Below are 21031 nucleotides of genomic sequence, written 5' to 3' on the forward strand. Positions count from 1 at the left end.
GTACAAAAAAGCCTCCAAATCTGGAGGCTTTTTTTTATTGAGCGTTAAAAAAAGATTATAATAAATACGTTTTTATATTTTTAGGTAACATCTGTGGCCATTCAAGAAATTCGTCACCCACTTATTCGTCATAAATTAGGCTTGTTACGCCGTGCTGACATCAGTACTAAGAATTTCCGTGAGCTTGCTCAGGAAGTGACTATGTTGTTGACTTATGAAGCAACAAAAGATTTACCAGTTGTGGATTGTGAAATTGATGGATGGGCTGGAACTGTTACTACTCAGCGTATTGCTGGTAAAAAAATAACGATTGTGCCGATTTTACGTGCCGGAATTGGTATGTTGGATGGCGTACTTAACCTGATTCCAAGCGCAAAAGTGAGTGTTTTGGGTCTTGAGCGTAATGAAGAAACATTAGAAGTTCGCACGTATTATAAAAAATTAGTTCCGGATGTCGCTAATCGTCTTGCGATGATTATTGACCCAATGCTAGCAACGGGTAATTCGTTAGTTGCTGCTATTGATGTGTTAAAGGCGAGTGGTTGTAAAGATATTCGTGTTATGGTGTTAGTTGCCGCTCCAGAAGGTGTTGCTAAAGTTGAAGCAGCTCATCCAGATGTGCAAATTTATACAGCATCTATTGATAATGGCTTAAATGAACAAGGTTATATTGTTCCTGGCTTGGGCGATGCTGGCGATAAAATTTTTGGTAGTGTACAAAAAGATTAATTTTTTGAAATCGCATTAAAAAGAGACTTCATTAAACCGTATAATTTTAAAACGGAATCGTGAGTCTCTTTTTTATTTACCGCAACAACTGGATTGGAAAAGTAGGGGAAAGATCATGAAGCAAGAGTATTATACTGGATGGGTAAAACAATATAACGCTGATAAAGGGTTTGGTTTTATTGAAACTAGTGAAGGAGATATTTTCTTTCATATTTCTGATTTCCCTGCATCAGAGGGCGAACCGAAAAGAAATGAAAAAGTGAAGTTTCTTGCCGCAGATAATCAGGGCAAATTTAAAGCGATCAAAATTGAGCGTGTTGACCCGAATCCTGCGAAAACCAAGAAAAATAAAATTGCGGATCACAATAAAGCGATCACAAGCGAATTGCTATCAAATTTTCGACGCTAATCAATGAAAAGATCAGGTTTTAAACCTGATCTTCACAGAATTGTAAGAATGCTTTGAGACCTGGCCCCTGATACTTTTGACGGTGTACCAGCATATAAAGCGGACGGGTAAGCTGCCAGAATGGTGTATCTAAAATTACTAATTGTCCCTTTTCAATTAAAGGTTCAATGGCTAGTTTAGAAATACATGACATACCTAAACCACCAGCAACGATTTTTAAAATTGCTTCATTGTGACCTAGGGTTAAGCGAATATTCGCGTCTGGCAGATCTTGCAATATCGCATTATCAAACACTTCACGAGTTCCTGAGCCTTCTTCACGTAAAATCCATTCGACTTGAAGAAAATCATGCGCTGTTAGAGGTCTATTTAAACGTGCTAACGGGTGATTTGGGGCACAGCAAACCGCAAGCTCATCATCACGCCAATGAATACATTGGAGTTGAGGTAAATGACATGATCCCTCAATTAAAGCTAAATCAAGTTGGAATTGATTGACTGCTTCAATCATTTGGCGTGTATTGCCCACTTGTAATTGCAAATGTGCTTTAGGATGATGCTGTAAAAAGTTTGCCATTAAATCTGGCATGAGGTAATCACTAATCGTTAAAGTGGCCCCAATACGTAAATCAATACTTTGCAATTCACCTTTTGCAGCTTGCTCAAAAGCTTCACAGCGACCTAATATCTCTAAGGCTTGTGGCAATAGAAAACGACCTAAATCATTAAGTTGTAATCGTTTACCTAAACGATCAAAGAGAGGAGCACCAAGGCCATCCTCTAAATCAGCTAAAGCCATACTTGCTGCACTTTGCGTCAGTCTGACCGCATCGCTGGCTTTGGTGACAGTTCCTTCTTGAGCGACTGCTACAAAAACAGCCAACTGGCGTAATGTCATGCGCATGTTTAAAAAGCCTTAACGTTTAAAAGTATTCATTATTTCGGCTGTCATGCTAACATGAGCGCACTATTTCATGCCACGTTGAAATCATGTCAATTGAAAAATTTAGCGTAGAAAAAGTTTTATCTGTACACCGCTGGACTCCAACTCTTTTTAGTTTCACCATGACCCGCCCTGCACATTTTAAATTTACTGCTGGGCAATTCGCACGTATTGGGCTAAAAGTTGGAGAGGAACTCGTTGTTCGTGCTTATTCGGTAGTCTCATCACCATTTGATGAAACGCTTGAGTTTTTTTCGATTGTAGTACCAGACGGTGCATTTACGTCAAATCTTCAACATTTAAAGGTAGGAGATGAGCTGTATTTAGAAAAAATACCTTATGGTTATTTGACTTTAGCTCGCTATCAACAACCTTTACCCCATGATTTATGGTTATTGGCAACGGGTACAGGATTAGCTCCATTTTTATCGATGCTACAAGACTTCGATACATGGTCTAAATATCAAAAAATTAATTTGGTCTACAGTGTCCGTACCGCAGCTGAGTTAGCTTACGTTGATCGTATTCAAGAGATTGCTGAAACTTTTGGGGAAGGACATAACGGATTTAAATTTATTCCGATTATTACTCGAGATCCATCTGCGCCATTGCATGATCGTTTGCCGATTCTAATTGAAAATGGTGAATTAGAAAAATCTGCTGGTATAGAGCTGAATCCTGCCACAAGCCACGTCATGCTTTGCGGAAATCCGCAAATGGTAGATGACACGAAAGAGGCTTTAAAACGCCGTGGTTTGACGATGAACCGTCGAGGTGAGGGAAATATTGCGGTAGAAAATTACTGGTAATAAATTGCGGTGAAAACAACTTTATAATTAATTTTATGGATATGTTTATTAGTGGACAAACATATCCATAAATTCGCGAATTTCTGAAATTGCGCTGTCTACATCGGTTGAAAGCCAAGTTGGCTCAAAAAGACCTGCATAATGTTCCAAACGATCTTGTGGAACGACTAAGCGAACAGGACAGTCTTCTTCTAGTAAGCGCCAAGGTAAAATCGGAACATCATTGTCTAGAAAAATATTGATATTACGAATATCAACAATCATGGCATTAATGCAGTCAGGAAATGGCATGACGGAAAATTCTTCAGTACGGCGACGAAAATACTCTAAATCACCCCATTTGAGTTCATAACTTGGTTTATTAAATTCAATAATACCAATGAGATGTTCGTCTCTCGTCTGATGTATATAACATTGATGTGTGACGTCAGTGTCGAGATCAAGTGTTACGTTTTGCTGACGATACATCATAAAATAGAGCAGCTTTAAAACAAGGGGGCTTATTATAGCCTATTTTATAAAAAGTAAGCGCTAAAACATATTGTATTACAAATAGAACCTTAAAGAAGCTCGAGCATAACTTGTCATTATTTTTTAATGGCTAAATATTTTTGCCTAAATTTTATACTGTTTTTATTATTTTAATAGTAGAGTTTTGCAAACACAGACACCTTAGCATAATGCTTTTTCACACAATGCAACAAACCAAATTGCTATGATGATTATAAAGTTAATGATAAAAGAAGAGGGGAAAGAAGATGCATGATTTTTCAAAACCACCTCATGTGACGAGTCCTGAAGAAACTGCGAAAAAAAGAAGATTGCCAGTTTACATTTTAATTATTGTTGGGCTTTTTCTTATTGCACTCATCGTCTACATGGTTGCTGATCACAGCAAAACACCTAAAGAAGAAGCCGCTTTTCAACATGAGGTCACACCACATGTCATTAAGAGTACTTCAGATTTGAATATCTATAAAGGGTAATAAGCTAACCAGTATATCTTTATAGAAAGCCTTTGGGATGTGACCTGAAGGCTTTTTTTGCAACCTTTTGCATCAATTTGTTGTATTTATGCAGAAGTGTGTTGATTAGAAAATATTCAAAACATAAGGTGAGATAGACCGCATTTATCGTCATTTTTAACAACGAAAAGTGTTTTTCATAATTGATGGCACTGAAAAGAACATAACAATTGAGGACATAACAATATGAATGAATTTTTTGATGGGCCTCGCGGCGCTCAGTTTGATGCGATGTATTACTGGGATCAGTTTCATCCTATTTTAGCTGCAATCGTCATCTTACTGGTTGGCTGGATAATCGCTTTAATAGTTGCGGCAGGTGTAAAAAAACTTCTGCAAAAAGTAAATACCAATGCAAAATTATCTTCAGCAACTGGGCGTGCTCCAAACATAGAAGGTCTTATTTCAAAAGTCGTATTCTGGTTTATTCTAATCTTAGCTGTTGTCGCAGCTCTCAATGTACTTAACATTAGTGGAGTGAGTGGCCCGTTCAGCAATATGGTGAATCAGGTACTCGTCTATATTCCAAATATTATTGCTGCTGTTGTGGTGGGTTTTATTGGTTGGATCGTTGCTCGACTGATACGAGCGGGGGTGACCAATGTTTTATCCCGAACTCAACTTGACGATAAGTTAAGCAGTGAAGTGGGTGTAGGTGGAATTAGCCAGAATATTGGTGAAATTCTTTACTGGCTTGTATTGTTACTTTTCCTTCCGATTGTTCTTTCAATATTAGGATTAACAGGCTTACTGATTCCAGTTCAAAATATGGTAAATGATGCCGTAGCATTCTTACCAAATATCTTTATTGCTGGTGTTATCATTTTTGTTGGTTATATCTTGGCAAAAATTGTACGCGGTATTGTTGAAGGTTTAGTAAATAGCTTAGGTGTTCAGGCTCAAGCTGAAAAAATTGGTCTTTTCAAAAGCTCTAACGTAGGCAAATTCTTAGGTTCATTTGTTTTCGCAATCATCATTATTACAACATTGATTGTAGCGTTTGAAGCTTTAGGCATTGAGACAATTTCTCAGCCAGCAACAGCTATGCTTAATGAAATCTTGCAGGCGATTCCAAACATTATTGCTGCTGGTTTAATTTTACTGGTTGCTTATATTGTTTCTCGTTTTGTTGGCCGCTTAGTTGCTGAATTAATTGCAGGTACAGGTGTTGATGAAATTCCTGCAAAGTTAGATGTACAACGCTTTTTAGGTCAAACTAAAGTTTCTAACGCAGTTGGCTGGTTAATTGTATTCTTTACTATGCTATTTGCAGTTTCTGAAGCTGCGGATCGTCTTGGTTTCGATCAAATTAGTGGTCTAATTGCAATGTTTATCCATTTCGGTGCAAACATTCTATTGGGCGCTGTAATCTTGGTTATTGGTTTCTGGCTTGCCAATGTTGTGGCGAACGTGGTTCAACGCGGCGAATATAATAGCTCGCGTTGGTTAGGTAGTTTAGTTCGTGTGTTAATTATTGGTCTTGTACTTGCGCTTGGTTTAAGAGCGATGGGTATTGCAGATTCAATCGTTAATCTTGCTTTTGGTTTGACTCTAGGCGCAGTTGCAGTTGCTTTCGCTCTTGCATTTGGTTTAGGTGGTCGCCAACCAGCAGAAAGACTGTTGAGTGATTTGTTAGATAAAGCTAAAAAAGAAGCGAATGAACCGAATCCGCTTTATCAACCACCGTCTACTACCACAACGAGCAGCCCATCTGCTGGTAGCTCATCTGCAACTACGAGTTCGTCAACATCTACAGTTGCACCAACGACTACAACCTCACCATCAACTGTTTCATCTGATGCAAAACCAGCTGATTCTGCACAAGTAAATCCAGCAGAACCACCAGTAAATAAACCGTTTGGATCTACTGGAGAAAATGACGAAATTTAGTAAGTAAAACTAATTTTCAGATAAACCGTACAAAAAATCTTTGATTTTTGTGATAAGTTCGACCACTCTATATTGAGTGGTCGTTCTTTTTAAGCGTTATAAAAACAAATAAGTGAGGAAAATACGATGAAGAAACCAGGTCGTTTTTTAGCACCGATTGTCATTGCGGGAATTACGGTAGGTTTTTTAGCAAGTGCTTATAAATTTGTGTTTAACAAATCTAATTCATCAAAACAGGCAACAACTCATACACGTAATTCTGAAAAATCTTCAAATGATTCGAAAGCTTCAAATTAGCTTATTCATCATTTAAACGTATTGTGCTGCTGCATAAGCGGAAGACCAAGCCCATTGGAAGTTATAGCCTCCTAAATGCCCAGTCACATCAAGTACTTCGCCAATAAAAAACAATCCTTTTTGCTTTTTACTTTCCATGGTTTTGGAAGATACTTCACTTGTATCAATTCCCCCTAAAGTAACTTCGGCAGTACGATACCCTTCTGTACCTGATGGTTTGACAGTAAAGCCGTGTAACTGTTCGGCAATATGGTCTAGCTGTGCATCACTGATATTACCAATCGCTGTTTCGCTCTGCTCTGACCATATAAGTTGTTGTAGCTCTTGGATAATACTTTTCGCAGTAAACTCACTAAGAAGGGTGCGCAATAAAACTTTAGGTTGGGCTTTCTTTTTATCTTTTAAATAAGTTGCTAAAGCTTGGCTCGGGAAAAAGTCAATTTTAAAACTTTCACCAGTATTCCAATAGTTTGAAAGCTGTAAAGAACTTGGACCACTCAAACCACGATGCGTAAACAATAATGCTTCAGTAAAGCTATTCTTCGAGTTACTTAGAGTCACATCTAAAGCATTACCACTTAGGCGTGTAGTGACTTCTTTAATATGATCTGAAAAAGTAAATGGGACTAACCCTGCGCGAGTTGGGAAAACCGTATGTCCAAATTTTTGTGCCAGTTCATAGCCAAATCCAGAACCACCCAAAGTTGGAATGGATAAACCACCTGTAGCAACCACTAATGACTCACAGCTAAATCGGCCTTGGTTTGTGTGTACAGTAAAACCGCCTTTTTCTAATGGATCAATCTGTACAGCTTCACATTGAGTTTGGATATCAACGTTATTGGTTTTATCACATTCACTCACTAGCATCTCTAAAATTTCTTTAGCACCGTTTAGCGTGAATAATTGCCCGTGTTTTCGTTCTTCATAAGCAATTTTATAATCACATACCAAACCGATAAAGTCCCAGTTGCTGTAGCGTGATAGGGCAGAAATAACGAAGTGTGGATTATGAGAAATATAGTTGTCAGGCTCTACATACAGGTTGGTAAAGTTACACTTACCACCGCCTGACATTAAAATCTTTTTACCAATTTTATTGGCTTTTTCTAAAATTAAAACCGAGCGTCCTCGTTTAGCAGCATGTGCAGCCAACATGAGTCCAGAAGCACCTGCACCTAAGACAATGACATCAACATGACTGTTAGACATAAGAGATTCTCGATTAATCGTGAAAATTTAAAAGGGGCATATACTATCATGCCGAGCCTTAGTCATGTTAAAGACATTTACTGCTATGCGAAGTAATGTGCACTAAAAACTAATTAGTTATTGATGTGATTTATTTCTTATATCTGCCTGTAAACCACCAGAATGAATTGCCAGAATGCGAGTTCCTTCAGAAAAGTAATTATTCTTTATAAGATCAAACAGACCAAACATCATCTTTCCCGTATAGATCGGTTCAAGTGGTACCGCATGCTGCTCTTCAAAACTTTCTATAAATGCCAATAACTCGGGTGAAGTTTTTGCATACCCACCACAGCAGTATGCATCTGTCACAGACCAGTTCTGTTTTTTGGTCCACTGCCGAATTTCTTGTTGTAAAAAGTTACCTTTTAAAGCCGAAAATCCTAAGACTTTTTGGTGTAGTCCACTGCTTTCAATGAGCCCCGAAATCGTTCCGCCAGTTCCTACTGCACAGCAAATCACATCATATTGATTTAAATCACTTTGGCTCAGAATTTCCTGACAACCTTGAACAGCCAATTCATTGGTGCCGCCTTCAGGAATAATGAAAGTTTCAGGAAATTGATGACGTAATTGTTGAAGATAGTTTGCATCATCTCGTAAGCGATATTCATTGCGTGAGACAAAATGTAGATACATTCCTAAACTTTGAGCTTTTGCTAAGGTTGGATTAAGAGGCTTATCAGCTAACTCTTCACCACGAATAATTCCAATACTTTTTAAGCCAAAAAGATGAGCGGCATAGGCAGTCGCGGCAATATGATTTGAATAGGCCCCTCCAAAAGTCAAAATGCTCGATAAACCTTGTTGTTTTGCGACAAGCAGATTGTATTTTAGTTTGAAAAATTTATTGCCTGAAATTTGGGGATGAACTAAATCTAATCGCTTAATGTCGAGATGAACTAAAGAGGGGGGGGCAATGTGCTGATAGGAAACAGGTTGGGCAATGTGATCAAACATTAGAAATTGAGAAAAATAATGATTGATCACATTGTAGCTTTTTAAATAGAGCTTTAAAAAGCTGTTTACGAACTTGTATCGACAGATGTAATCACTGACATGCCAGGACGTAAGTGTTCTATTCCTTCTTGATTTGGATCAATGGTAATGCGTACGGCAATTCGTTGAACCACTTTGGTAAAGTTTCCTGTTGCATTGTCAGGCTTTAATACACTGAACTCAGAACCCGCAGCAGGTGAGATCTGCTCAACATGCCCTGTAAATTTTTTGTGTTTCATCGCATCGACTGTAAACCATGCTTTTTGCCCAATTCGCATATTGGCAATTTGGGTTTCTTTAAAGTTGGCAATCACCCAAGTTTGCTGTGGAATGAGGTAGAGTAATTGTGACCCTGCTGCTACATATTGCCCAACACGAGGGTTCACCTCACCAAGTTGTCCATCCATTGGAGCAACAATGACACTATAGTCTTTGGTAGTTTGTGCCTGATCTAGTTGTGCTTTAGCACTGGAAACTTGTGCTTCTAAGCCAGCTTCCGCGACCTGCGCCGTTTTAAGTGCTTCTTTGGCAACTAAAACATTGGCTTCTGCCTGCTTCAGTGCTGCAAGGTTATTTTCAGCATCTGCTGCGGCTTTATCTTGCTCAGATTTAGAAGCTGCTCCACTATTACCTAACTGTTGATATCGTCTAAGCTGTGCTAAAGAAAGTTCATATTGAGCTTTAACTTGATCTACTTTTGCTTGTGCAGCCACAATATCAGCTTGTTTTTGAGCAATAGACTGTGTCTGATTGGCTAAAGTATTTTTAGCTTGTTCAACTCCAGAAGCCGCTTGCGTTACTTTTTGGTCGTAGGTGGTTGCATCAATATGCATTAATACTTGACCCTTTTTAACGTGGTCAAAGTCCTTAACTAATACATCTTTAACATAGCCATTAATTTGCGACGATAAAATCGTTGTTTTACCTTTAACATAACTATTGTCAGTTTGCTGAACGCTCGTTGCGAAGGGTCCGATTCTCCATGCCCACAAAATCACTAAAATACCGACAATGAGCACAACTAGCATCCATAATAAAGTTGAGCGTTTTGTTGGAATCAGTTTGCTCGCAGGTGCCGGTTCGTTAGATGGAGCGGGAGCTGCTTGAGGTGGAGCTTGTTCCGGTTTGTTTTGATCATCTGACATATATCAATCTCAATTTCTATTTCATCAATAAAGAAGCCGTTAAGGACGGCTAATTCCTCTACGTTGTAGATATTTACTTCGTGCAATATTAAAACCACCCCACAAGAGTAGTGCGACAGCAAAAATACCGTTTAATGCAATAACGTCATTGTAGGCACGCACTTGCGCTTCACGAGTGACCACTTGATTAAGTGAGCGCATGGATTGGGCTGTTTGTAATGCTGGGTCAGTAGTCGTAACTGATGCACTGCGTTGATATGTAGAGAGCCTTTGAGCAACTAGAGGATCTGCTTGTTCCAAATCTTTAATAATCTCGACTTGATAGTTTTGTGTGCGGTGTTGTTGATAGGTCGAGAAGAATGAAGACCCGACAAGGCCGCCAAATGTTTGAGTTGCAGAGAACAGCACAATAAAAGTCACCACATACGAAGGACCTTTAGCCAAAGTTTGCGCAAAGCCAATCAGGAGCAATGGCCCAATAAATAAACCACCTGCAAAGCCTACTAAAAACTGACTTGCAAAGAAGTTCACAGGTCGGACATCACTGGTTAAGTGATAATCTAGTCCACATGCGACTAAAATTAAAAATTCTGCAAAAAGTAAGTGGAAGATAATCCGTTCGCGTGAAAAAGTCAGTGCACTAAAAAGTGTTCCGCTTAAAATCCCTATCAATATGACCACATAGAGTGGAACAAATTGGTCTGGACCCATCCCCATTGTTTTTAAGAAGTTAACAGCTGCGTAGCTTTGTTCTGACATTAAAAGTCGAATAGCAAAAGCACCAAAAATGAAGCGTAGGGTCGAAGCGGCGCCTAACCAGCGTGTCATAATTAATGGATTGGCACGATAGTGCTCATAGAGCAAACCAAGAACAACTAAACTAAAACCTGCAATTAAGACGTAAGCAAGCCATTCACTGTTGAACCACCATAAAATTGGACCTTGCGTGAGCACAATACACAAGCAGGCAAAACCTGGAGCCAATAAAGCAAATGTAAAGAAATCCTGCTTCTCAAAAACATAAATTCTTAAGCTACGTGGTAACTTCAATGAAACGACCATGGCTAAACAACAAAGTGCTAAGCCGAGCTCAAAGGTATATAGAACAGACCAACTATCTGTATTTACGAGAAATGGAGAAATAATCCAAGCTAACGGCACGCCAAGTTGCTGAAAACCAAAGGCAATATATATACCTTTTGCCATGTCTGCTTTTTTAAAAGCTTGCATGGTGTAATACATACCTAAAGAGCTTAATGGCGCACCAGCTAAACCAGCTACAACCCGCGCAAATAGGGCCATTTCATAAGTATGCACAAAAATATGCAATACCAGAACTGCAATAAAAATCACGAGTCCTATTTCCGAAAATACTCTCAGGCCATACTGTTGCCGGGCTTTAAATAAAATCAGGTTTGAACTGACATTTGCCATGACATAAGCAGCAGGTAACCAAGCCGCTTCGGAAGGAGTTAGTCCATACTCACCTTGGATTAAAGGTAAATTTGCCGTAATAAAACCATTACTTAAGCTTGCCGAAAGGGCGATAAATAAACCAATAAAAAAGTAAATAAACCGCTTAGGTACAGAGTGTGCAATAGCTGCTGGTGAACCAGGTAAAGTCGGTTGCTCTTCTGGGGTCCAGTCGGGTGGTGTTTCCAAATAACGAGGCGTTTTACTCATTCTATCCCTCGAATTTTTTGTATTTGAATACCATGAAATAGTAATTCAATTGCTCGTTTTGCTAAGCGAGTCTGTTCTTCTGGCTCATGTCCTTGAAATGAAGAACCCAACATTGCTGTGACCATTGCATAGTCATCGGCGGTCAGATCAGCTCGGCACAATTTTTGTTCTATCGCATTTTCAATCAGTGGGTTAAGTGCATTATTTCGCCGTTCATAAATTTTTAACATAATTGGATCTTGTCGATCAATCACTCTCCAAAAATCTTGCAAAATTGCGAGTTTGGGAAGTTGTCCAATATGTCCTTCAATTAAACGAAATAAACCATCTTCGAATTGTTGAAAATGAGCTGCTTTTTGCTCTAGCTGTGTAATCGCGCGTTCTAAAAGTGCACTAATTAAAGCTTTTCGATCACAAAAGTTGCGGTAAAAAGTTGCTCTGCCGACCTCAGCGTGGTCAATCACAACTTGTAAGGGAACATTAATACCATGAATACGAAAACATTCTTCGGCTGCATTGAGTAATTCATCCCGATTATGGGCTGCAATTTTTTGACGTTTACTCATGTCATCGGTTTGGGGAGTTCTAAAGGTTATATATTTAACGGACATTTTTGTCCGTTGTGAAGATTTAAATTGTAAAAACATGAAAATTCAATTTTCATCATTTATATCTTCGCCATTTTTATATGTGTCATAAAAAGCTGTTAGAATACCGCGCAATTGCATGATGCTAGGTCAATACAATGTTTGAGTCCCTTATTCCTCTTTTTTCAATTGCGATGGCATTGATGTTTGGAGCAATAAGTCCTGGGCCAAGCTTTATTTATGTTGCACAAAATTCAATTTCTAAATCACGTAAACATGGGTTGTTTACCGCTTTAGGGACGGGGACAGGCGCAGCGCTTTTTGGTCTATTAGCAGTTATGGGATTGCAAGCAGTTTTATTGGCGGTGCCTTCTGCTTATCTAATTTTAAAAATTGGTGGTGGGCTATATTTGCTTTGGCTGGCTTTTAAAATTATTAAACATGCTAAAGAACCAATTGCGATGGAAAACGATGGCAAATCGAAAATGACCTATAAGCAGGCATATCGATATGGCTTAATTACCCAGTTAAGTAATCCAAAAATCGCAGTTGTATTGGCCAGCGTATTTACGGCTTTACTGCCAAAAGAAATCCCTAATTATTACTATGTCGCATTACCAGTGATTTGTTTTATGATTGATGCGGGTTGGTACTCATGTGTGGCAATGCTGCTCTCTTCAGAGAAGCCTAGAACAATGTACTTAAAAGCAAAAACTGCCGTTGACCGAGTAGCTGGAAGTATTGTGAGTGTATTAGGCTTAAAGTTAATTTTCTTCAAATGATAAGTCTTTAATTAAAATATCTAAAAAATCCAAAGCCAGCTATTTATAGTCTGGCTTTATTTTTGCGTAAAATATATACAAATTGAAATATCTTTTTTAGCACTTAAACACTTTAAAAGTGGTAACTTAATAAATAAAACAAAAAGAAATGAGGATCACGTTATGAAAAAACTAATGGTGAGCATTTCTGTAGTTTTTCTCATCTTAACTACAGGATGTGAGATGAGAACGATGAGTAAGCAACAACCGGCAAATGAGCGGGCCATGAGTATTGCTGGTTCTCCAGTTCACGAAAAGGACTATAAAATTTCCGATATACAAGTGAATAATCATGAGCAATCTAACTATTAAGTTACTTGCTGGATGTGCAACTTACTGTGTTTTGAATATGGTAAGTGCATGTGAGCCTGCTTCTTTAGATTGGGAGCTTTTTCAGGAAAAATATGATTTAAATCATGATGGCATGTATAGCCAAAAAGAATTTCAACGGGTTGAAGACTTTTATCCTTATAACTGGCCGAGTGATAAGCGTTTTCAAAGTGAAAACAAACAGACAGAGCTATTTCATTATTTAGATGAAAATAAGAATGGCTATTTAACAAATGAAGAGTTGGGAAATATACACGTTTTATTTAATAACCCTTGCGAAGGGTGGCCGTGGTCCTAATTTAGTAAGCCTCTTTTAAACCTATTCAAAGCCCTTAAAAATAAAAAAGCTCCCAATTTAGGGAGCTTTTTTTGAAAGCAGATTAAGAAACTTTATCGCCAGGTTTCGCACCGCTGTCTGGAGAAATAATGAAAATACCTTCACCATTTCCGGCAGCAAGTACCATACCGTTTGAAATACCAAAACGCATTTTTCGTGGTGCAAGGTTAGCAACCATAACAACCAATTTACCTTTTAGGTCTTCTGGTGCGTATTGGCTACGAATGCCACTGAATACATTGCGTGGTTCAGCTTCACCAACGTCTAAAGTAAGTTGTAGTAGTTTATCTGAACCTTCAACTGTACCTGCTTCAACGACCTGAGCAACACGTAAGTCAACTTTTAAGAAATCTTCAATACCGATAATTTCAGCTTCACCAACTGCTGGAGTAGGGGCTGCTTTTTTCTCAGCTGCTTTGTCTTTTTTCGTTGCCGCTTTTGCTGCTTCTGGAGCAGGAGCACCTAAAGACTCTTTAGATGCATCAACCATAGCTGCAACAGCTTTTGGATCAACACGCTGCATAAGCGGTTGGAACTGCGCAATCTCATGGCTTACAAGAATTTGTTTGCGTGACTCGAAATCGAAGCTGTCAAGTTTTAAGAAATCTTGAACTTGTTGAGCTAAAGTTGGTAGAACTGGAGCTAAGTACACTGCGAGTTGACGGAATAAGTTGATACCCACAGAGCAGACGTCAAGAACTTGTTGCTCTTGACCTTCTTGTTTAGCAAGTGCCCAAGGCTTTTTCTCATCAATATATTGGTTTGCACGGTCAGCTAGCGCCATGATTTCACGGATCGCCGTAGAGAATTCACGTGCTTCATATGCAGCAGCGATTGAATCGCCAGCATCAATAAAACTTTGTACTAAATCAGTTTCTGCACATTGAGCAGATAACGTATTGTTAAAGCTGCTGTTGATAAATTTCGCACAACGACTAGCAATATTAACGACTTTACCGACTAAGTCTGAATTTACTTTCTGAACAAAGTCATCAAGGTTCAAGTCAGAGTCTTCAACTTTATCTGAAAGCTTAGATGCAAAGTAGTAGCGTAAATATTCTGGGTTTAAATGCTGTAAATACGTCTCGGCCTTAATGAAAGTACCGCGAGACTTAGACATTTTTTGTCCATTTACAGTTAAGAAACCATTTACAAAAAGACCAGTTGGAGTGCGATAGTTCGCACCTTCAAGCATTGCAGGCCAGAATAAAGCATGGAAATAAACAATGTCTTTCCCAATAAAATGATAAACATCGTTTTGGCTGTCTTTTTTCCAGAAATCATCAAAGTTTAAATCTGGGCGTTTAGTTTTGATGTAGTTTTCAAAACTAGACATATAACCAATTGGGGCATCTACCCATACGTAGAAATATTTATTTGGTGCGTCTGGAATTTCAAAGCCAAAATATGGTGCATCACGAGAGATATCCCAATCTGCTAAACCAGCTTCAAACCATTCATCTAACTTGTTTGCAATTGAAAGAGGTAAACGTCCTTCGTCACGCGTCCATTTTTGTAAATATTCAGAGAAGTTTGGAAGCTTGAAGAAATAGTGATCTGATGATTTTTCAACTGGTGTTGCGCCACTTAATGTTGAACGTGGATTAAGTAACTCAGTTGCATTATAAGTCGTACCACACACTTCACATGAGTCGCCGTATTGATCTTCTGACTTACATTTTGGGCATGTACCTTTAATGAAACGGTCAGACAAGAACATCCCTTTTTCTGGGTCAAATAACTGAGTTACAGGACGAACTGCAATATTTCCAGCTTCACGGTTTTTAATATAGATATCTGTTGAACGTGCTTTGTTTGCATCGCTATGCGTTGAATCGTAATGATCGAAATGTACGCCAAAACCGTCAAAATCACGGATATGTTCTTTTTGAACATTCGCAATTTGCTCTTCTGGGCTAATACCGTTTGCTTCGGCACGTAGCATAATTGCTGTACCGTGAGCATCATCCGCACATACATACGTCACATCATGACCCATTGCTCGCATGGCACGAACCCAGATATCTGCCTGGATGTAACCGAGTAAATGACCCATATGAATTGGACCATTAGCATAAGGGAGGGCATTAGTGACTAAAATTTTACGCACGGATTTCATTCTCTCATTCGTATTTATAAGGTGGAAGATTTTAACTGATGCACGGAGATAAGCAAAGATTAATAATCTCCAGCTTGGCATAAGCGATTTCTATTAAAATGGATTTTGGTCAGGCATGGTTTCTCTTTAGAACAGATAAACAAATCAAAAAATATTTGAATCTTCCTGTATTGTCTTTGTTTCAAATTGCAGTTACGGTCAGAAAATAAGCCATAACGATGTATAACTAATAACTTATTCAGGTAATTTTTTAATTAACTATGAGGATAACAACGATGACTACAGAAAATAAATTAGATGAATTAAAGGCAAAAGCGGCTGATGCAAAAGTACAAGGTGAAAAAGCTTTGGACGATTTAAAGGAAAATGTAAAAGAGAAGCAAGCTGCTGGTAAAGAAGCAGTTGAAGATAAGGTAGACCAATTAAAGGCAAAAGCAGCTGATGCAAAAGTACAAGGCGAAAAAACTTTGGACGATTTAAAGGAAAATGTAAAAGAGAAACAAGCTTCTGGTAAAGAGGCTCTTGAAGAAAAAGCAACTGATTTAAAAGGTAAACTTGAGGATGCTCAGCATAGTCTACAAGATAAGTTTGATCACTTGCGTACAGAAGCAGCTCATAAACTTGACGATGCGAAAGCCAAAGCTGCGGAATTAAAGGAAGAGGCTGCTACAAAATTGGATGAGTTGAAAACGCAAGCAACCGCAAAACTTGATGAGTTGAAGAAAACTGCGACCGATAAACTCAACAAATTAAAGAACCATGATTCTGCTGAATAAGCTGATTTAAACTAAAATCTGCACTCCTTACCTAAAAGATGAGATGTGAAGTTAGTAATTATTCATCCCAAGGTGAGCGAGTGCGGAGCAATACTGTTACACTATCTCCATTAAGCTGTAATGATCTGTTTTTGGAGTAAACAATATGTCTTGGCTTTCTTCATTAAAGTCTGTTTTTTCACCCGCACAAGAGGTGAAAGAAGATGAAATCCAAACCGTACTCCAAAATTATTTATTACCGCATTCAAAAGATGCTTTAAAGGAGCGCATTAGTCAGCTTCAAGTTCAAGGTCGTGTATTACAACTTACGATTAATACATTTCCTGATGAAAAAGAGCATTTGCAGCAAATCCATGATGATTTAGCGGGTGCATTAGAAAAGTGCGGTATTGAAGAACTTAATTTACACGTGGTTCAACAAAAGCGCCCTACACAAGAAAGTTCAAATTTACCTCCTGTGCTTGATGCCTCACCTAAATCAGAACCAGATCCAAATAATCCACCGATTCAAAAAGCCGCTCCGCAACAAAGAGATGTTCCACTTCACCCTCGCATTAAGAATGTTATTTTAGTTTCATCTGGAAAGGGTGGTGTTGGTAAATCGACAACTACCGTCAATTTGGCACTTGCCTTGCAAAAAATGGGTCTTAAGGTTGGGGTATTAGATGCTGACATCTATGGTCCAAGTATTCCCACAATGCTAGGAAACGCTGGCAAAACTCCACTTATTGAAAGTGAAAATTTTGTACCTTTAGATGCTTATGGTATGGCTGTGCTTTCTATTGGACATTTAACTGGTGATAACAACACACCTGTCGCGTGGCGTGGACCAAAGGCAACAGGCGCTCTAATGCAATTGTTTAATCAAACACTTTGGCCTGATTTAGATGTACTCATGATTGATATGCCACCAGGTACTGGTGATATTCAGCTTACGCTTGCACAGCGTATTCCGGTTACAGGCTCCATCATTGTGACCACTCCACAAAATGTTGCCTTGCTTGATGCGACCAAAGGAATTGAATTATTTAATAAAGTGGGTATTCCAGTATTAGGTGTTGTCGAAAACATGTCGACTCATATTTGCTCAAACTGTGGTCATGAAGAGCAAATTTTTGGTATCGGTGGTGGTGATAAGCTTTCCGAGCAATACCATATTCCATTGTTAGGCCGTTTGCCTCTAAATGCTCAAATACGTGAACATGCTGATCAGGGTAAACCGAGTGTTGTGGCAATGGATGATGCGGCTGATAGTTATATTGAGATTGCTAAATCAGTCTGGCAGCAGATTGAAAAAATCCCTCAACGCACACGTGATGATAAGCGTATTTTCTAATTTATTAAAACCCGGCTTTAAGTCGGGTTTTTTATCATGTGATTAAAATAAAAAATTAAATTACTGATTCCTAATAACAAAGCTGAACTTGAAATTGGCATGTAGATTGCTACCTTACACTTTTTAAAAAGAAAGGTTAAAAAATGCAATTTAAGTATAGTTTGGGCGTAATCAGTTTATGTAGCGCTTTATTTTTAGTTGGATGTAACGATGACAACTCATCTGCTTCACAAACACCAACAGTTCAGGAACAAAAACAGAAGTTACAGCCGATCATTATTCAGGGTGCTTTACCTGTAGAGTCGGAAAGAATGGCTTCAAAATTAGAAAATAAGACTGTTGAAACCATTGGAGGATGGACCTTTTGGAAAGGTACCTATAATGGTTATCCAATGATTATTTCTAAAACCCGCATGGGTATGAGTAACTCTGCTGCAGCAACTGCTCTAGCGATTGAACGCTATAAACCAATTGCGATCATCAATCAGGGAACCTCAGGTGGACATGATCCTGACTTGCATGTATATGATATTGTTTTAGGAAAATATACAACCAATATTGGTGCATTTAGAACACCTAAACAGCCAGTGGGTGGTGGTTCAAACTCACTCACATGGGTTGAGGCTTTTGATGTGTTACCAACAGATGAATCTGACCCAGAGCCGATTGCAATACGCAAATTTGAAGGTGACCAAGAGTTGTTAATGGCGGCACATAAAGTCCGTTATGATAAAGGTGATGTGGTTGAAGGAACGATTGGTTCAGCAGATGTCTGGAATAATGAACTTGACCGTATTCAATTTTTCCACCAGCGTTATGGTACTTCTGTTGAAGAAATGGAAGCGGCTTCTGTTGCACAAATTGCAAGCCAGTTTAATGTTCCTTTCCTAGGCATTCGAATCTTATCTAATAATATTACCAATAACGGAGCTTATGACCCTGGTACAGGAGAGGCTTGCCAAGAATATGTGCTTAATGTGGCCGAAGAATATATGAAATCAAAACTACCGAAATAATGATTTAAACTTATGCAAGAAGAGTGAAGCTTTTATAAAACCTCTTCTTGCTTCTTTTGATGATGTCTACTTTTCCAGTTTTTAACAACCATCCAGCGCCAGAAAATTTCTGTGCATATATATAAAATAACAGCAAATACAAAAGCTTCTACAACAAGTCCAGTCATCAAGATTTTCGCAAGACTAAAATCAATGTGGCCATGGCCGAAATGAGTAATCCAACGAGAAATCTGATGCAATACACCTAGCAGCATTTCTTTGTTAATCATATGCACATGAAAAATGTGTGCACCGAACCAAAAACCAATATATAGAATAGGAACTAATGTAAGCGGGTTACTTAACCAAGCGAGCATCAAGCTAATTGGTAAATTTACTTCGAATAGTAATACAGCCATCACAATAAATACGCTGTGAAAAGGAATAGGCAGTAAACCAAAAAAAGTTCCGACAAAAACAGCTCGGGTAATTGATTTTCGATTGACATACCAAAGCACAGGATTAAGAGTCTTTTTACCAAAAATCCTTAGAAATTTCATATTTGAAACTTTCTCGGGGGAGGGAAGCCAAGATTGAAAAAAATGCTTTGCCATAATCATTAAGGGTAGTAAAGCGCGATGCTCTATATAAAAAATCAGAAACAATATATGAATTGAAACTTATTAAAAGCTTAAAATTTAAACTTACCAGTGCTATATATTTTTTATTATAAAGACTTTTGATGGAAAAATAGACTTAAAATAAAAATAGTTATGTTACTTAACTCAGAATCTATTTGAAAAGTATAACAACTGACCGTAAAGTTTTCTTCTCGACTTTATGTGGTAATTTTATAAATATTTGTTTTTATATACTTTATTTTTATTTTGAAAATAACTTGAAATACTTTGTCTTACAATTACCTTTTGCCTTGTGACAGGATATCTATTAATCTGAGATGACTATATTGTGAGGTCATTCAATGATTTCATGGCTTTTTATTGGCTTAGTAGCCACAATTTTACTTACTCCAGGCCCAACCAATACTCTGCTCGCTTCTTCAGGAGTACAAGTGGGTTTAAGGAAGTCAGTAAAACTTATTCCAGCAGAAGTTTTGGGTTATGTAATCTCTATTTCTGCATGGGGAATGCTGATTGGAAAAGTGTCTAGCACACTACCAATGCTGCCGCCTATTCTAAAGCTATTGAGCGCTTGCTATATTATTTTCTTAGCCATCAAGTTATGGCATACGGCAAATCAAGAAGTTGAATTAAATCAGCCAACGATTCGTGCTCGTGAGTTATTCTGCGCCACTTTATTAAACCCAAAAGCCTTACTCTTTGCCTCAGCAATTTTCCCGGTAGCTGCATGGAGTAATTTTCATATTTATTTAATTCATATGATGGCTTATTTAGCGCTTATTACCCCAATTGCATTGTTCTGGATTTTCTTGGGATCGGTTTTAGCTTCTAAGAAAGTGGGTTGGTTAAATCAAACTAACTTGCAAAAAACCGCTTCACTTGTATTGGTCAGCTTTTCAATTCCAATTAGTTATTCTGCTTTACTGAACCTTTAAACGTACTGCTGAGCTATTCTTATTTATTTGAGTAGCTCTGTGTTGTTTTCATAATTGGTTTTTTAAGTTAAAGTACGTCGAAATCAATGAATTTACCTTTTGGATAGAAAATACATGGCCATTAAGTCTGATCGTTGGATTCGCGAGATGAGCGAAAAACACGGCATGATTGAACCTTATGCAGAGAATCAAGTCCGTTTTGATAAAAATGGTGAAAAGTTGATTTCCTACGGGGTCTCTAGCTATGGTTATGATGTACGCTGTGCCCGTGAATTCAAGGTTTTTACAAACGTACATTCTGCAATTGTCGATCCAAAGAATTTTGATGACAAAAGTTTTATCGATATTGAGTCTGACGTTTGTATTATTCCGCCAAACTCATTTGCTCTAGCGCGTACAATTGAATATTTCCGTATACCTCGCAATGTGTTAACAGTGTGCTTAGGTAAATCGACCTACGCTCGTTGCGGTATTATTGTAAATGTGACTCCATTAGAACCTGAATGGGAAGGTCACGTTACGTTAGAATTTTCAAATACGACAAATTTACCTGCACGTATTTATGCTGGGGAAGGCGTAGCACAAATGCTATTCTTTGAAAGTGATGAAGTATGTGAAACCTCTTATAAAGACCGTGGTGGTAAATACCAAGGTCAAACAGGTGTTACGCTTCCTAAAACTTAATCTTTCCTCGATGAAAAGATTTTAAAAATAATGGGTCACTTAGGTGGCCCAATTTTATAAATAAAATTTTTTTGAGAAGCGTTTATCGGAATTATGATAAACGACAGTTTCCTTTTGTAAAAAATGATATAATATGATCAATAATTGATTTGTTTTTTGTTCTGCATCACAGAATTTAAAGGCAAATGTGGTTGATATAGGCTCTCTTTGATAATGTTTAGTTAAATATTTATCAAATGCAGATAGGCCAAATAAAAAGAAATTAAATAGGATTATGCCCCCACGGATAC

23 protein-coding genes are annotated in these 21031 nt (G+C 38.1%); 14 read left to right on the forward strand and 9 right to left on the reverse strand.

What is annotated here, in order from left to right; translation table 11 throughout:
- Positions 1-93: 93 nt before the first annotated feature.
- Both upp and F928_RS11000 read left to right on the forward strand, forming a co-directional pair.
- Positions 94-729 carry a uracil phosphoribosyltransferase gene (gene upp, locus F928_RS10995; protein WP_002120045.1) on the forward strand — a complete coding sequence of 212 codons (636 nt, stop codon included), beginning with the start codon at positions 94-96 and terminating at the stop codon, positions 727-729.
- A gap of 115 nt (positions 730-844) precedes the next feature.
- Positions 845-1138, forward strand: coding sequence for a cold shock domain-containing protein (locus F928_RS11000; protein WP_002120026.1), 294 nt, complete (start codon positions 845-847; stop codon positions 1136-1138).
- A gap of 19 nt (positions 1139-1157) precedes the next feature.
- Here the strand turns inward: F928_RS11000 and gigC are convergent, their stop codons facing one another.
- Positions 1158-2042, reverse strand: coding sequence for a LysR family transcriptional regulator GigC (gigC, locus tag F928_RS11005; RefSeq protein WP_002120024.1), 885 nt, complete (start codon positions 2040-2042; stop codon positions 1158-1160).
- A gap of 86 nt (positions 2043-2128) precedes the next feature.
- Between gigC and F928_RS11010 the strand changes: the two genes are divergently transcribed.
- A complete protein-coding gene (locus F928_RS11010; protein WP_002120057.1) occupies positions 2129-2890 on the forward strand; it encodes a ferredoxin--NADP reductase in 762 nt (253 codons plus the stop codon).
- Positions 2891-2938: 48 nt separating this feature from the next.
- On the opposite strand, the gene F928_RS11015 is transcribed toward F928_RS11010, so the two are convergent.
- Positions 2939-3358, reverse strand: coding sequence for a hypothetical protein (locus tag F928_RS11015; RefSeq protein ID WP_014205905.1), 420 nt, complete (start codon positions 3356-3358; stop codon positions 2939-2941).
- A 290-nt stretch (positions 3359-3648) separates the two neighbouring features.
- On the opposite strand from F928_RS11015, the gene F928_RS11020 reads away from it, so the two are divergent.
- From F928_RS11020 to F928_RS11030, 3 genes are all read left to right on the forward strand, one after another.
- Positions 3649-3876: a hypothetical protein gene (locus F928_RS11020; RefSeq protein ID WP_002120072.1), complete on the forward strand. Its 228-nt coding sequence runs from the start codon at positions 3649-3651 to the stop codon at positions 3874-3876.
- A 225-nt stretch (positions 3877-4101) separates the two neighbouring features.
- Entirely contained in the window at positions 4102-5805 is a 1704-nt protein-coding gene (locus tag F928_RS11025) for a mechanosensitive ion channel (protein ID WP_002120042.1), read from the forward strand.
- Between the two features lie 126 nt (positions 5806-5931).
- Positions 5932-6102: a hypothetical protein gene (locus F928_RS11030; protein ID WP_002120038.1), complete on the forward strand. Its 171-nt coding sequence runs from the start codon at positions 5932-5934 to the stop codon at positions 6100-6102.
- Between the two features lie 12 nt (positions 6103-6114).
- Here the strand turns inward: F928_RS11030 and F928_RS11035 are convergent, their stop codons facing one another.
- The 5 genes from F928_RS11035 to F928_RS11055 all read right to left on the reverse strand — a co-directional run bounded on the left by F928_RS11035 (position 6115) and on the right by F928_RS11055 (position 11746).
- Positions 6115-7314, reverse strand: coding sequence for a BaiN/RdsA family NAD(P)/FAD-dependent oxidoreductase (locus tag F928_RS11035; protein WP_002120047.1), 1200 nt, complete (start codon positions 7312-7314; stop codon positions 6115-6117).
- Between the two features lie 117 nt (positions 7315-7431).
- Positions 7432-8313 (reverse strand): 1-aminocyclopropane-1-carboxylate deaminase/D-cysteine desulfhydrase, encoded by an 882-nt coding sequence (gene dcyD, locus F928_RS11040; RefSeq protein ID WP_002120010.1) that lies wholly within the window; start codon positions 8311-8313, stop codon positions 7432-7434.
- Positions 8314-8378: 65 nt separating this feature from the next.
- Positions 8379-9497: an HlyD family secretion protein gene (gene hlyD / locus F928_RS11045; protein ID WP_005075213.1), complete on the reverse strand. Its 1119-nt coding sequence runs from the start codon at positions 9495-9497 to the stop codon at positions 8379-8381.
- 39 nt (positions 9498-9536) lie between these two features.
- Positions 9537-11180 carry an MFS transporter gene (gene emrB, locus F928_RS11050; RefSeq protein ID WP_005075215.1) on the reverse strand — a complete coding sequence of 548 codons (1644 nt, stop codon included), beginning with the start codon at positions 11178-11180 and terminating at the stop codon, positions 9537-9539.
- Positions 11177-11746 carry a TetR/AcrR family transcriptional regulator gene (locus F928_RS11055; RefSeq protein ID WP_016806050.1) on the reverse strand — a complete coding sequence of 190 codons (570 nt, stop codon included), beginning with the start codon at positions 11744-11746 and terminating at the stop codon, positions 11177-11179. The genes emrB and F928_RS11055 overlap by 4 nt, the downstream gene beginning before the upstream one ends.
- A gap of 179 nt (positions 11747-11925) precedes the next feature.
- Between F928_RS11055 and F928_RS11060 the strand changes: the two genes are divergently transcribed.
- From F928_RS11060 to F928_RS11070, 3 genes are all read left to right on the forward strand, one after another.
- The gene (locus F928_RS11060; protein ID WP_005075218.1) at positions 11926-12549 is read left to right on the forward strand and encodes a LysE family translocator; all 624 of its coding nucleotides are present in this window, start codon (positions 11926-11928) and stop codon (positions 12547-12549) included.
- 162 nt (positions 12550-12711) lie between these two features.
- On the forward strand, positions 12712-12900 hold the full coding sequence (locus F928_RS22515) for an NF038215 family lipoprotein (RefSeq protein ID WP_005075219.1): 189 nt from the start codon (positions 12712-12714) through the stop codon (positions 12898-12900).
- The gene (locus F928_RS11070) at positions 12881-13216 is read left to right on the forward strand and encodes a CREC-EF hand family protein (RefSeq protein ID WP_005075220.1); all 336 of its coding nucleotides are present in this window, start codon (positions 12881-12883) and stop codon (positions 13214-13216) included. The genes F928_RS22515 and F928_RS11070 overlap by 20 nt, the downstream gene beginning before the upstream one ends.
- Before the next feature lie 82 nt (positions 13217-13298).
- On the opposite strand, the gene metG is transcribed toward F928_RS11070, so the two are convergent.
- Entirely contained in the window at positions 13299-15365 is a 2067-nt protein-coding gene (gene metG / locus F928_RS11075) for a methionine--tRNA ligase (protein ID WP_005075221.1), read from the reverse strand.
- 284 nt (positions 15366-15649) lie between these two features.
- On the opposite strand from metG, the gene F928_RS11080 reads away from it, so the two are divergent.
- From F928_RS11080 to F928_RS11090, 3 genes are all read left to right on the forward strand, one after another.
- Positions 15650-16150 (forward strand): hypothetical protein, encoded by a 501-nt coding sequence (locus F928_RS11080; RefSeq protein WP_002120385.1) that lies wholly within the window; start codon positions 15650-15652, stop codon positions 16148-16150.
- Between the two features lie 145 nt (positions 16151-16295).
- Complete coding sequence (gene apbC / locus F928_RS11085; RefSeq protein WP_002120320.1) at positions 16296-17486, forward strand: iron-sulfur cluster carrier protein ApbC; 1191 nt, start codon at positions 16296-16298, stop codon at positions 17484-17486.
- A gap of 143 nt (positions 17487-17629) precedes the next feature.
- Positions 17630-18502 carry a 5'-methylthioadenosine/S-adenosylhomocysteine nucleosidase gene (locus F928_RS11090; protein WP_002120400.1) on the forward strand — a complete coding sequence of 291 codons (873 nt, stop codon included), beginning with the start codon at positions 17630-17632 and terminating at the stop codon, positions 18500-18502.
- A gap of 32 nt (positions 18503-18534) precedes the next feature.
- Here the strand turns inward: F928_RS11090 and F928_RS11095 are convergent, their stop codons facing one another.
- Positions 18535-19101, reverse strand: coding sequence for a DUF2062 domain-containing protein (locus F928_RS11095; protein ID WP_016802582.1), 567 nt, complete (start codon positions 19099-19101; stop codon positions 18535-18537).
- Between the two features lie 362 nt (positions 19102-19463).
- On the opposite strand from F928_RS11095, the gene F928_RS11100 reads away from it, so the two are divergent.
- Entirely contained in the window at positions 19464-20057 is a 594-nt protein-coding gene (locus F928_RS11100) for a LysE family translocator (protein WP_005071033.1), read from the forward strand.
- Positions 20058-20171: 114 nt separating this feature from the next.
- Positions 20172-20741 carry a dCTP deaminase gene (gene dcd / locus F928_RS11105; RefSeq protein ID WP_002120290.1) on the forward strand — a complete coding sequence of 190 codons (570 nt, stop codon included), beginning with the start codon at positions 20172-20174 and terminating at the stop codon, positions 20739-20741.
- Positions 20742-21031: the final 290 nt, after the last annotated feature.

Origin of the sequence: Acinetobacter pittii ATCC 19004 = CIP 70.29 (assembly GCF_000369045.1) — a bacterium.
Lineage (GTDB): Bacteria > Pseudomonadota > Gammaproteobacteria > Pseudomonadales > Moraxellaceae > Acinetobacter > Acinetobacter pittii.

Excerpts from the sequence above, each read along its gene's own strand:
- F928_RS22515 (WP_005075219.1), top strand. The coding sequence starts at position 12,712 with ATGAAAAAACTAATGGTGAGCATTTCTGTAGTTTTTCTCATCTTAACT.
- dcyD (WP_002120010.1), bottom strand. The coding sequence starts at position 8,313 with ATGTTTGATCACATTGCCCAACCTGTTTCCTATCAGCACATTGCCCCC.
- F928_RS11030 (WP_002120038.1), top strand. The coding sequence starts at position 5,932 with ATGAAGAAACCAGGTCGTTTTTTAGCACCGATTGTCATTGCGGGAATT.
- F928_RS11035 (WP_002120047.1), bottom strand. The coding sequence starts at position 7,314 with ATGTCTAACAGTCATGTTGATGTCATTGTCTTAGGTGCAGGTGCTTCT.
- apbC (WP_002120320.1), top strand. The coding sequence starts at position 16,296 with ATGTCTTGGCTTTCTTCATTAAAGTCTGTTTTTTCACCCGCACAAGAG.
- hlyD (WP_005075213.1), bottom strand. The coding sequence starts at position 9,497 with ATGTCAGATGATCAAAACAAACCGGAACAAGCTCCACCTCAAGCAGCT.
- gigC (WP_002120024.1), bottom strand. The coding sequence starts at position 2,042 with ATGCGCATGACATTACGCCAGTTGGCTGTTTTTGTAGCAGTCGCTCAA.
- F928_RS11080 (WP_002120385.1), top strand. The coding sequence starts at position 15,650 with ATGACTACAGAAAATAAATTAGATGAATTAAAGGCAAAAGCGGCTGAT.
- emrB (WP_005075215.1), bottom strand. The coding sequence starts at position 11,180 with ATGAGTAAAACGCCTCGTTATTTGGAAACACCACCCGACTGGACCCCA.
- F928_RS11000 (WP_002120026.1), top strand. The coding sequence starts at position 845 with ATGAAGCAAGAGTATTATACTGGATGGGTAAAACAATATAACGCTGAT.
- F928_RS11070 (WP_005075220.1), top strand. The coding sequence starts at position 12,881 with ATGAGCAATCTAACTATTAAGTTACTTGCTGGATGTGCAACTTACTGT.
- F928_RS11095 (WP_016802582.1), bottom strand. The coding sequence starts at position 19,101 with ATGATTATGGCAAAGCATTTTTTTCAATCTTGGCTTCCCTCCCCCGAG.
- dcd (WP_002120290.1), top strand. The coding sequence starts at position 20,172 with ATGGCCATTAAGTCTGATCGTTGGATTCGCGAGATGAGCGAAAAACAC.
- F928_RS11060 (WP_005075218.1), top strand. The coding sequence starts at position 11,926 with ATGTTTGAGTCCCTTATTCCTCTTTTTTCAATTGCGATGGCATTGATG.
- F928_RS11010 (WP_002120057.1), top strand. The coding sequence starts at position 2,129 with ATGTCAATTGAAAAATTTAGCGTAGAAAAAGTTTTATCTGTACACCGC.
- F928_RS11015 (WP_014205905.1), bottom strand. The coding sequence starts at position 3,358 with ATGTATCGTCAGCAAAACGTAACACTTGATCTCGACACTGACGTCACA.
- F928_RS11100 (WP_005071033.1), top strand. The coding sequence starts at position 19,464 with ATGATTTCATGGCTTTTTATTGGCTTAGTAGCCACAATTTTACTTACT.
- F928_RS11055 (WP_016806050.1), bottom strand. The coding sequence starts at position 11,746 with ATGAGTAAACGTCAAAAAATTGCAGCCCATAATCGGGATGAATTACTC.
- F928_RS11025 (WP_002120042.1), top strand. The coding sequence starts at position 4,102 with ATGAATGAATTTTTTGATGGGCCTCGCGGCGCTCAGTTTGATGCGATG.
- F928_RS11020 (WP_002120072.1), top strand. The coding sequence starts at position 3,649 with ATGCATGATTTTTCAAAACCACCTCATGTGACGAGTCCTGAAGAAACT.
- F928_RS11090 (WP_002120400.1), top strand. The coding sequence starts at position 17,630 with ATGCAATTTAAGTATAGTTTGGGCGTAATCAGTTTATGTAGCGCTTTA.